The organism is Rhodopirellula sp. JB055 (assembly GCF_043100905.1).
In the GTDB taxonomy this organism is placed as follows: Bacteria; Planctomycetota; Planctomycetia; order Pirellulales; family Pirellulaceae; genus Rhodopirellula.
The window spans coordinates 1-8,551 of sequence record NZ_JBICHO010000591.1 but is presented as its reverse complement, the minus strand read 5'-3'; the positions used below and the strand labels follow the sequence as shown (position 1 = coordinate 8,551).

Sequence of the window (8,551 nt, the reverse complement as noted above, 5' to 3'; positions counted from 1 at the left end):
ACCCGCGTCCCACCCGCGTGGATGGGTTATCGGCACTGCGGAACGGAAGTGTATATCAATCGAAACGGGCGGATCGGGCACCTTGGGATGCTTCGCAAACGTCGCGACCGCTGGCATGGGTTCCTGCGCGCCTTACGGCGGTTTCGCATCGATCACTTCAGTGACCACCCGTTGCACAATTACATTGATCCGATCTTGGAAGCCGTTCGCGACGAACAAGACGCGATGGGGCGTGGCGAAAGCCCCGTGAATGCTTCAGACTTGACGAAACAGAAATCTGAAACGAAAGCCTCCTGACGGACACCTCATGAATTCGTCGTCGAATCCATCGCCTGATTCATCGCCCAGCCCTTCCGCCTCCGATCGCTCTGCGCGTGAGCCGGAGGTCGTTCAAATCGGTGGCGTGGAACTCAAACTCGCTCATCCCTATGAAGCGGCAGGGGACTGGATCGGTCAAAACGAGTTGCTGATGCAGCTTCTGGCCTGCTGGTTGACGGTGGATGAATCCGATCTTCCACTCACGCCTCGCTTGATCGGTTCACCAGGCGTCGGCAAGACACAACTGGCCATCGCCGCGACCAAACGTCAGGGATTGCCGCTCTACATCTACCAGTGCACCTCGGACACTCGCCCCGAGGATTTGCTGATCACCCCCGTGCTCAGCCGCGGTGGCGAAATTGCATACCACGCCTCGCCACTGGTCAGTGCGATGATCACGGGCGGCGTTTGCATCTTGGACGAAGGCAACCGCATGAACGAAAAGTCCTGGGCCTCGCTGGCACCGCTTTTCGACAGCCGCCGCTACGTCGAATCCATCGTTGCAGGGATCACGATCCCCGCCTCCCCCGAGTTCCGCTCGGCCGTGACGATGAACCAAGACGAATCGACGTTCGAGATCCCCGATTACATCCTCAGTCGACTGCAACCAACACTGCAGGTGGGATTCCCCAACAAGCAAGACGAAATGGCGATCCTGCAGTACCACCTGCCCTTCGCCGAACCAGAGATGCTCGCCCTGACTGTCGATTTTCTGCAGCGGTCCCACGAGTTAAAACTGGATTTCTCGCCGCGAGATGGCATCAACCTGCTGCGATTCGCGATCAAGCGAATGAAGCAAAACCCTTCGCACCCCGTCGCACACGACGCCGCCTGGCAAGAAGCCCTTGAAAAATGCCTGGGTGACGAAGCCGTCGATCTAGAATCACTCGCCGAACGCCGCAAACGCACCCTCGGCGGCGACGCTGTCCCCTTGGGTCTCGCAGACCTCTTCTTCGACGCCGACGATCCACTGCACCCCGATCGCGAAGACGAGGACGACGACGATCTGATTTAGCTAGGCGAAGTTCCCCACGACGGTTCGTTGTGGGGATGACGGTGTGGTCCCTCGCTCACGCGTTTTGAAGTTGCGCTTTTCTCAAAACCCGAAGCGTCAGCTTTCTCATAACCCGAAGCGTCAGCGAGGGAAAAACGATGTTGACTTCGCCTCGCTGACGCGTCGGGCTATGAAAAACCAATGCCTCACGCAAAAGCGCAACTTCAAAACTCACGCGTCGGGTTACGATGTCGCCGGGCTTGGCAGCCCATCTGTCGTGCTCGACTGCCGACGTCGCCCCGGAGGGGCCGGCGTCGAGACGTGCCGGAAATTTGCAAGACAAATGTTTCATTGCCAGGTGACTTCGGTCCATCAAGGCCCCCGATTTCACCGATCCCAATTGCTAATTTGCAATGTCCATTTTGCAATTCGCAATCCTGCCCAACCACCTGGATCCCAAGCCCCGGTTACGAATCGCCGCCGAACGACTATCTTGTGGCGTCTTCGAAGCTTCTCGTTTTTGGCTCGTTCTTTCGTCGGTACCTGGTCCTATGTCGCAAAATGCGGATTCCGTCTCGCCCATTCGCCTGGCTGTTGGTGGTGACCATGCCGGTTTCGCTCTGAAACAACTCGTTGTCGAGCGTTTCGAATCGCAAGTCACCAGTCTGATCGATTGCGGAACCGATGACGAAACCTCCTGTGACTATCCCGATTTCGCTGTCGAAGTCGCCGAGCGAATCAACAGCGGTGAAGCCGACCGCGGACTCCTGATCTGCGGCAGTGGTGTCGGCGTCAGTGTCGCCGCCAACAAAATCACCGGGATCCGCGCGGCGATCTGCCACGACACGTACTCCGCGCGCCAAGGCGTGGAGCACGACGACATGAACGTGCTCTGCATCGGCGGCCGAATCATCGGCAGTGAACTGGCTTACGAGATCATCTCGTCGTTCCTGAACGCCAACTACACCCCCGAAGAACGCCACCAGCGCCGCCTCAACAAGATCCTGGCTCTGGAGTGCGACTGATTCAGTGACGGCGAACGACTCGAGCGAGCGTTCACGATCGCTCTGTCACGCCGAGCGAGGGTGAGCCTTCTCATAGACTTGCCGCAGATTTGCCGCACTGACATGCGTGTAGATCTGGGTCGTCGTCAGCGACTTGTGACCGAGCAGTTCTTGCACACTGCGGATGTCCGCGCCGCGATCGAGCAGGTGAGTCGCGAACGAATGCCGCAACGTGTGAGGACTGGTTCGCGAATCCAACTCCGCCTTGGCAATGTACTTCTCTAGCATCCGCCCGACACTCCGCGTAGTCAGGATGTTGCCGAACCGATTGACGAAGACCGGCGCCAATCGACCGAGCTTTTCCGACTCCGGCGATCGGCTGCGACGACCGGCGTAGGCTTGGATCGCTTTGATCGCAAACGATCCCAGTGGGCTGATCCGTTCCTTGCGGCCTTTCCCGCGAACCCGCGTGATCCCTTGCGAGAAATCCAGGTCACCGTCCCGCAACCCAACCAGCTCGCTGACACGCAAGCCCGACGAGTACATCGTCTCTAAGATCGCTCGGTCACGCAGCCCCGATTCACTGACCGCAGGTGGTGCCACCAACAACCTTCCGACTTCGTCACTGGTCAAAACGTGAGGCAGCTTTCGATTGCTCCGCGGATTCCGAAGTGGCTTGGCCGGGTTGCTGGTCGCCAAGCCTTCTCGCATTGCAAACTTGAAGAAACTTCGCAGAGAAGCCAGTTTTCGCGAGATCGTGCTGCGAGCGTAACCTGCCTGCTGCAGAGCGGCTTGAAACTGCCTCAGTTGCTGCGGTGTCAGCGAATCCAACTGCACGCGGCCAACGTCTGCTTGCCCGATCCATTCCGCGAATGCAAACAAGTCTTCCCGGTACGCTTTGATCGTCAAGTCAGACGCATTGCGTTCGGTCGCCATGTGCTGCAGAAATCGGGTGATTGCCGTTCGCAAAACCGTGGCTCACTGCTGACGGAATGAATCAAACAAAGTCATCGATGGAAAGCGAATCGAATTCGGCACTGGCCGACACCTCGTCGTCCACCACCACGGTTTCGCGAATTTTGCGAGACAACATCGCCGCGTCGTACCACGAAAAATCCAGCTCCGGGTTGGCAGCAAAACGTGCCAACTGACGCAGGGTCTCGTCACGGTTCTCGTCGTCGAACAAGAAGACGAAAAGCTCTTCGCCTTTGACCAAGGCCAACACGTTGACTTCCTTTTCCATCGTTTGATCGTCCTGAGTGCGAATGTCGCGGATCCGGAGAAACTTCCGTTGGCGGAGTTTCCCGCGATGCTGCTCAGTATCGGCTCACGGGCCAGCGCAGAATGAGGTCGCTTTGGTCGCGACCGCCTCTGGACTCCAACATTTCGACGATGTGCAGGTGACAACAGAAACGAATGAAATCATCGCTACGTTTGACATAACCCTGCCAAGCCATCCCACGCGCATCATCCCCCGTCTCAACGTAGTCTGCCAAACGCTGCGTGAAGTACGGATCATCACCGCGATACAACCGAGTGTGTGAGAGCACGGGGTCATGCTGAGCGACCATCGGAGGAGGCGTCATCGCTGGCGGATCAGGGATCAGATCCGTCGGATCGGGCCAAGCCGGCGGGAGCGGAGCATCGTTCGCAAACCCTTCCGAACCACACGACTCTTCGAACATCACTCCGTTCGGATCCATGACGCTGAGATTCATGTCACTGTCATCGACGACCGCATCGCCTTCCCAACCCAAGTCTTCTTCCCAAATCACGTCCCCCTCGCTGATCGAAGGTGCGATGTTGGGACTGACGACTTGATGTTCAGCCACTTCGGCCTGGTAGGAATGATGATCCACCAAGCGAATGACGCCAGCGGAACTGGCTTCGCGAGGTGATTGGTCGTCGCCAAATGGATCCGCTTCTTTCCGGAGTGGGTTTGCATCGGCAAAGTCGGGCTCCGGTTTCACAACGTCTTCCGCCGCTTGGTCGACCGGTGTTGCTTCGGGCATTCGCTGCGGCGTTTGCGTTTTGAGCTGGCTGCGCGCCAATTCGAATTCAGCTTCCCGAACGATCCGAGCTGGGATTTTCTCTTCGGCCTCCGTCCCCCAAGGCAAACCGTACCCGGGCGGAATCGCGTGAAACCCTTCGTTGGCAGCGTACCAATGAACTGTCATTCCCATCCGAGGTGGATAGTAGGCATCGAAATCAGTGACCGATCCGACCACGATCGCTTCGACATCCATCATCTGTGCCAGCCGTTGAAAATCAGCACCGACACGAGGTTCGCCGAACTGCATCGAAAAGGTTTGATACTGCGTCGAGGTGACGCCCACCGGCAAGACTTCAAACCCAGGAATCGCTTGCAAAGCAGCGTAATACGATCGTGCAACCGCCTCACCATCCACGTTGGGTTGGTGACTTTGGTTGTAAAACGGCAGCACGGCGACCCGCTTCATTTGCGGAAACGGGTTGTGCAGCGTGTCTCGCTGACGTGCTGCTGGGATGAGCGTGCAGCCACTCAGAAGCGAGACGCTCAGACACACCCACACCATCGTGGTGCGAGTCCAAGCGGACGCGAAGAAGAAAGTCATTTGGCGAGCCATGTGTTTCACGATCGACCCCTCGGTCATCGCGCAATGTCTCCACCCCCACACCTCTCATCGGCCCACCGCTCCCGAATCCTTTACCCCAATCGGAAGAATTTCGTTCTTTCTCCTGAAACGAATAGTCGAGCAAATTGCTCTGCCACGCCCGCCTCAGAACCAGGAAGCGGCGACAACTGGCGGGATCAAACTCCACAAATCAAAAACCCTGCACTGCTAACGCCACACAAGTCGCCACTCGTCTGGGCGAAGTGGCGGTTGCCCACTAGAATCCGCCCTTCCGGATGGGTGGACGAAGGCTCTAGTCTTGAAAACTGAAAGCAGCCTCCCTTGCTACCCCGCAAAACGCTTGTTTCCCTATAAAAGAAACACCACTTTCGCTTTTGCGTGAAACCCTGTTTGGGCGTGTTAATCCCTCCAAAAAAGGGTATACCCTTTTTTATTCAGCTAGCAGCCATCTCGGATGGCTGTTGACGCCGGCTTTCGCGTTAACGTTTACTTGCTTTAATTCCGAGCCTGATTTTCAGATTGCCTGATGGTGAAACCTGTCCTCCAAGCAATGGTTCTTGCTGACCACGTTTACCAAGACCGGCGGTCTGGAAAGCACGTGATTGCTGGGACATTCACCAAAATTGTCATCGTCCCGTCGCAGGATGCGGAAATAGTTGAAGAAAATGGTGAACAAAAGCAAAGATTGAGCGGTCCGGTTTCGCGAATGGGGTCGCCCTACCTCTATCTTTCCCTGACAGGACTTCGGAATGAGCAAGCTTTTTTGCTTCAACTTGTCGATTTGACAGAAGCAAAGGTGCTCATGGAAATGAACTTCAAAATGAAATGTTCGGACCCCGTGCAAAACGCCGAAGCTATAATTGACATGCCGTTGCTGCCGATCCCGCGTAAGGACGGAAACTATTCCATCGATTTGATCTGGAATGGGGAGCAGATTGGTTCTTGGCGAATCACTGCTGAGTTGATGTCTCCCCGTGAAGGAAGTGAACAGAAATGATTAACGAAGCCGTCTGCCCTGAAGTTGTTGGCTGGAGGTATCCAAGCGACAATTGCTACACGTTCGAAGCCGTGCTAACTCCTGATGAGGATGGTGGCTTCGTAATTTGTGCAAAACACTATCCAGGCATCGTCAGTGATGGTGATTCAGCCGACGAGGCGATTCAAAACATCCAGGAAGCGTTTCTGGCGTTAGCAGAAAGCCGGAAGGCTCACAACGAATCGATGATGTATTCCGAAGAACCTGTCGTTGAAATCGAGAGCGATTCTAAGGTGATTCGCATTCTGATTGATGGGCAATGAACCTCAGCTAAACGCCAGAGAGGTACTGCGCAAGCTCAAAAACTTTGGGTTTGAGAAGGACAGGCAAAGAGGCAGCCATATTGTGGTGCGGCATCCTGACGGGCGCAGTACAACGGTGCCTGACCATGGCAATAAGCCGCTCCGCCGCGGCACGCTGCGTGCAGTTATCAAGCAATCGGGGGTCGACCTCGAGGAGTTCTGGAAAGCCTAGGTCCCATGCCATTGCCGAACGTGATCTTGTGTCACGCTCTCGGGGCCCTCTGGGTGCCAAGGTAACTCCCGCCAATCGCCGCGGTAGTGGATTTGCCAATGATCGCCAGCGGTTCCACGCATGCCGATCCCATTGCCCGGTAGCGGCCCGAACTTCAACCGCTCCGGTTTGATGCGAAGATTGACGGCGATGGTTTGCCTCAATGTCTCGATGGCGTACTCGAACTGCTGGCCTGGGTTGCGTCGTGCCATTGGGTTTGGTTCGCTTGGGTGATTGCCGTGTCTTGCCTCTCATGGAATTGGAATTTTGCCTCCGGTGAGTTAATTTCACCACCCGAGGAGAATTCTGATGACCCGAAAACGACGATCTTTCACAGCGACGCAAAAAGCAGACGCAGTTCGCAGGCATCTCAAAGAGCAAATTCCTGTCTCGCAGATCGCGGACGAAATGAATGTCCAGCCAACCATGATTCACAACTGGATCAATGCGGCACTTCAGCAACTTGAACAAGCGTTTGAGTCGACCAGGGCAGCCAAGGCCGAGTCGTCCAAACACGACGCCAAACTCCAGAAGCTTCGCGAAAAACTTGATGCCAAGAACGAAGTGATCTCAGAGTTGATGGAGGAGAACATTCGCTCAAAAAAAGCCAATGGGGAGCTCTAAACGGTCGCTGGGTTCCTCATGATACAAGAGACCAAATCGTTGATTACGTCAATCACTGGAAGGAGCGAACTGAGTTGCCTGCCAAGCAATTCCTCGCCTGGATCGGTTTGTCCACTAGCAAGTTTGACACGTGGAAGAAGCGATACGGGAAAGTCAACGATCACAACGGAAAAATCCCACGCGACTGGTGGCTTCTGCCATGGGAGCAACAAGCCATTGTGGCCTTCCATGACAAGAACCCGTTGGAAGGATATCGTCGCTTGACATTCATGATGCTTGACGATGATGTTGTTGCGGTCAGCCCCTCAACGGTTTACCGGGTGCTTAAAGCAGCTGGGCGTTTGGACCGAAAGTCCACCAAGCCTTCTTCCAAAGGAACGGGCTTCAAACAGCCGAAAATGCCGCATCAACACTGGCACACGGATGTTTCCTACATCAACGTTGGCGGGACGTTTTTCTACCTGATCACAGTGCTCGACGGTTACAGTCGGTACATCGTTCACCATGAACTGCGTCAAGCGATGACCGAAGTGGACATCGAGATTGTGATCCAGGCGGCACTTGAAAAGCACCCGGGCGTCAAGCCACGGATCATCAGCGATAATGGACCTCAGTACATTGCAAAAGATTTCAAAGCGTTCGTTCGCTTCAACGGCCTGACGCATGTCACGACGAGTCCGTACTACCCGCAAAGCAACGGCAAGCAAGAACGATTCTACGGCACCATGAAAAAGGAATGCATCCGCCCGAATCCTCCTCGTGACTACGCTGCAGCGGTCAAGCAGATAGGCGATTACGTCCGTCATTACAACGAGGTGCGTTTGCACAGCTCGATCGGCTACATCACTCCGTCAGACTGTTTAGCTGGTTTGACCGATGAAATTCACACCGAGCGTGATCGTAAGCTTGAAGAAGCTCGGTCACGTCGTCGAGAAAATGCATCGCTTGCAATTGCGAGTTGATCGCGAGAGACTACAAACGCTTGGTCGGAGGATAGAGCTCTGGTGAGGACCAACTCGAGCGCCGAGCCAAGTGAAAATCCGAAGGGCGGCGGTGTCGCAAGGTGCCGCCACTCTTCCCTTCGGTTTTTCCGTCATGCCTAAAACCTTCGGGCACGATGCCCGATCTTCCCGGCAGGAAGCCGCCATCCTGTAGTACTCGCCGTTTAGCAAATTCCATTTCCCGCTGAACCAAGACACCCCAACCCTCTCCGCATAACAACACTGCTCAGCTACACTCCCATTGGGACGACAATGGTTTTATCGCAGGCTGGGTAGTTCAGAGGAGTCACTGGTTCGATTCTATTTTCTCGATATTTTCCAACACTGTTTTAAACCAAATATCTTCTCTAGATTCAGTGAATTTGAGTCTTTCGACCGAAAAGTACCATTTGTATCCGAGTTCGACAGATGTCCACTGCCCCTCCGATCCAATACCCAAGTCTTCG

General features: G+C 55.2%; 12 protein-coding genes and 1 pseudogene. 8 read left to right on the top strand and 5 right to left on the bottom strand.

Going from position 1 to position 8,551, the window contains the following annotated elements; genetic code table 11:
- Positions 1–297 (top strand): annotated as a pseudogene (locus tag ACF8AM_RS23170) (lipase family protein); the annotation flags it as partial.
- 10 nt (positions 298–307) lie between these two features.
- Positions 308–1,333 (top strand): AAA family ATPase, encoded by a 1,026-nt coding sequence (locus ACF8AM_RS23165; protein ID WP_392557926.1) that lies wholly within the window; start codon positions 308–310, stop codon positions 1,331–1,333.
- A gap of 55 nt (positions 1,334–1,388) precedes the next feature.
- Here the strand turns inward: ACF8AM_RS23165 and ACF8AM_RS23160 are convergent, their stop codons facing one another.
- Entirely contained in the window at positions 1,389–1,664 is a 276-nt protein-coding gene (locus ACF8AM_RS23160) for a hypothetical protein (RefSeq protein WP_392557925.1), read from the bottom strand.
- A gap of 199 nt (positions 1,665–1,863) precedes the next feature.
- Here ACF8AM_RS23160 and rpiB point away from each other — a divergent pair, with 199 nt between their 5' ends.
- Positions 1,864–2,337, top strand: a complete 474-nt coding sequence (gene rpiB, locus ACF8AM_RS23155; protein WP_392557924.1) for a ribose 5-phosphate isomerase B — start codon at positions 1,864–1,866, stop codon at positions 2,335–2,337.
- A 45-nt stretch (positions 2,338–2,382) separates the two neighbouring features.
- Here rpiB and xerC read toward each other — a convergent pair whose 3' ends face one another.
- The 3 genes from xerC to ACF8AM_RS23140 all read right to left on the bottom strand — a co-directional run bounded on the left by xerC (position 2,383) and on the right by ACF8AM_RS23140 (position 4,949).
- Positions 2,383–3,285, bottom strand: a complete 903-nt coding sequence (xerC, locus tag ACF8AM_RS23150) for a tyrosine recombinase XerC (protein WP_392557923.1) — start codon at positions 3,283–3,285, stop codon at positions 2,383–2,385.
- A gap of 28 nt (positions 3,286–3,313) precedes the next feature.
- Positions 3,314–3,559: a hypothetical protein gene (locus tag ACF8AM_RS23145; RefSeq protein ID WP_392557922.1), complete on the bottom strand. Its 246-nt coding sequence runs from the start codon at positions 3,557–3,559 to the stop codon at positions 3,314–3,316.
- Between the two features lie 73 nt (positions 3,560–3,632).
- The gene (locus tag ACF8AM_RS23140; protein ID WP_392557921.1) at positions 3,633–4,949 is read right to left on the bottom strand and encodes a hypothetical protein; all 1,317 of its coding nucleotides are present in this window, start codon (positions 4,947–4,949) and stop codon (positions 3,633–3,635) included.
- Between the two features lie 508 nt (positions 4,950–5,457).
- Between ACF8AM_RS23140 and ACF8AM_RS23135 the strand changes: the two genes are divergently transcribed.
- Genes ACF8AM_RS23135 through ACF8AM_RS23125 form a run of 3 tightly spaced genes read left to right on the top strand, consistent with a single transcriptional unit; the run spans position 5,458 to position 6,441 of the window.
- Positions 5,458–5,928, top strand: coding sequence for a hypothetical protein (locus ACF8AM_RS23135; protein WP_392557920.1), 471 nt, complete (start codon positions 5,458–5,460; stop codon positions 5,926–5,928).
- Complete coding sequence (locus tag ACF8AM_RS23130) at positions 5,925–6,230, top strand: type II toxin-antitoxin system HicB family antitoxin (protein WP_392557919.1); 306 nt, start codon at positions 5,925–5,927, stop codon at positions 6,228–6,230. The genes ACF8AM_RS23135 and ACF8AM_RS23130 overlap by 4 nt, the downstream gene beginning before the upstream one ends.
- A complete protein-coding gene (locus tag ACF8AM_RS23125) occupies positions 6,220–6,441 on the top strand; it encodes a type II toxin-antitoxin system HicA family toxin (RefSeq protein WP_392557918.1) in 222 nt (73 codons plus the stop codon). Before ACF8AM_RS23130 ends, ACF8AM_RS23125 begins: the two co-directional genes overlap by 11 nt.
- Here ACF8AM_RS23125 and ACF8AM_RS23120 read toward each other — a convergent pair.
- Positions 6,438–6,692 carry a hypothetical protein gene (locus tag ACF8AM_RS23120; protein ID WP_392557917.1) on the bottom strand — a complete coding sequence of 85 codons (255 nt, stop codon included), beginning with the start codon at positions 6,690–6,692 and terminating at the stop codon, positions 6,438–6,440. The genes ACF8AM_RS23125 and ACF8AM_RS23120 overlap by 4 nt on opposite strands.
- Positions 6,693–6,789: 97 nt before the next feature.
- Between ACF8AM_RS23120 and ACF8AM_RS23115 the strand changes: the two genes are divergently transcribed.
- Together ACF8AM_RS23115 and ACF8AM_RS23110 are read left to right on the top strand one after the other, a co-directional pair.
- On the top strand, positions 6,790–7,104 hold the full coding sequence (locus ACF8AM_RS23115; RefSeq protein ID WP_392557916.1) for a transposase: 315 nt from the start codon (positions 6,790–6,792) through the stop codon (positions 7,102–7,104).
- 35 nt (positions 7,105–7,139) lie between these two features.
- Positions 7,140–8,066, top strand: a complete 927-nt coding sequence (locus ACF8AM_RS23110) for an IS3 family transposase (RefSeq protein WP_392557927.1) — start codon at positions 7,140–7,142, stop codon at positions 8,064–8,066.
- The last annotated feature ends 485 nt before the right edge of the window (positions 8,067–8,551 follow it).

Coding starts and splice junctions, on each gene's coding strand:
- ACF8AM_RS23165 (WP_392557926.1), top strand. CDS start 308: ATGAATTCGTCGTCGAATCCATCGCCTGATTCATCGCCCAGCCCTTCC.
- ACF8AM_RS23160 (WP_392557925.1), bottom strand. CDS start 1,664: ATGAAACATTTGTCTTGCAAATTTCCGGCACGTCTCGACGCCGGCCCC.
- rpiB (WP_392557924.1), top strand. CDS start 1,864: ATGTCGCAAAATGCGGATTCCGTCTCGCCCATTCGCCTGGCTGTTGGT.
- ACF8AM_RS23145 (WP_392557922.1), bottom strand. CDS start 3,559: ATGGAAAAGGAAGTCAACGTGTTGGCCTTGGTCAAAGGCGAAGAGCTT.
- ACF8AM_RS23140 (WP_392557921.1), bottom strand. CDS start 4,949: ATGACCGAGGGGTCGATCGTGAAACACATGGCTCGCCAAATGACTTTC.
- ACF8AM_RS23135 (WP_392557920.1), top strand. CDS start 5,458: ATGGTGAAACCTGTCCTCCAAGCAATGGTTCTTGCTGACCACGTTTAC.
- ACF8AM_RS23130 (WP_392557919.1), top strand. CDS start 5,925: ATGATTAACGAAGCCGTCTGCCCTGAAGTTGTTGGCTGGAGGTATCCA.
- ACF8AM_RS23125 (WP_392557918.1), top strand. CDS start 6,220: ATGGGCAATGAACCTCAGCTAAACGCCAGAGAGGTACTGCGCAAGCTC.
- ACF8AM_RS23120 (WP_392557917.1), bottom strand. CDS start 6,692: ATGGCACGACGCAACCCAGGCCAGCAGTTCGAGTACGCCATCGAGACA.
- ACF8AM_RS23115 (WP_392557916.1), top strand. CDS start 6,790: ATGACCCGAAAACGACGATCTTTCACAGCGACGCAAAAAGCAGACGCA.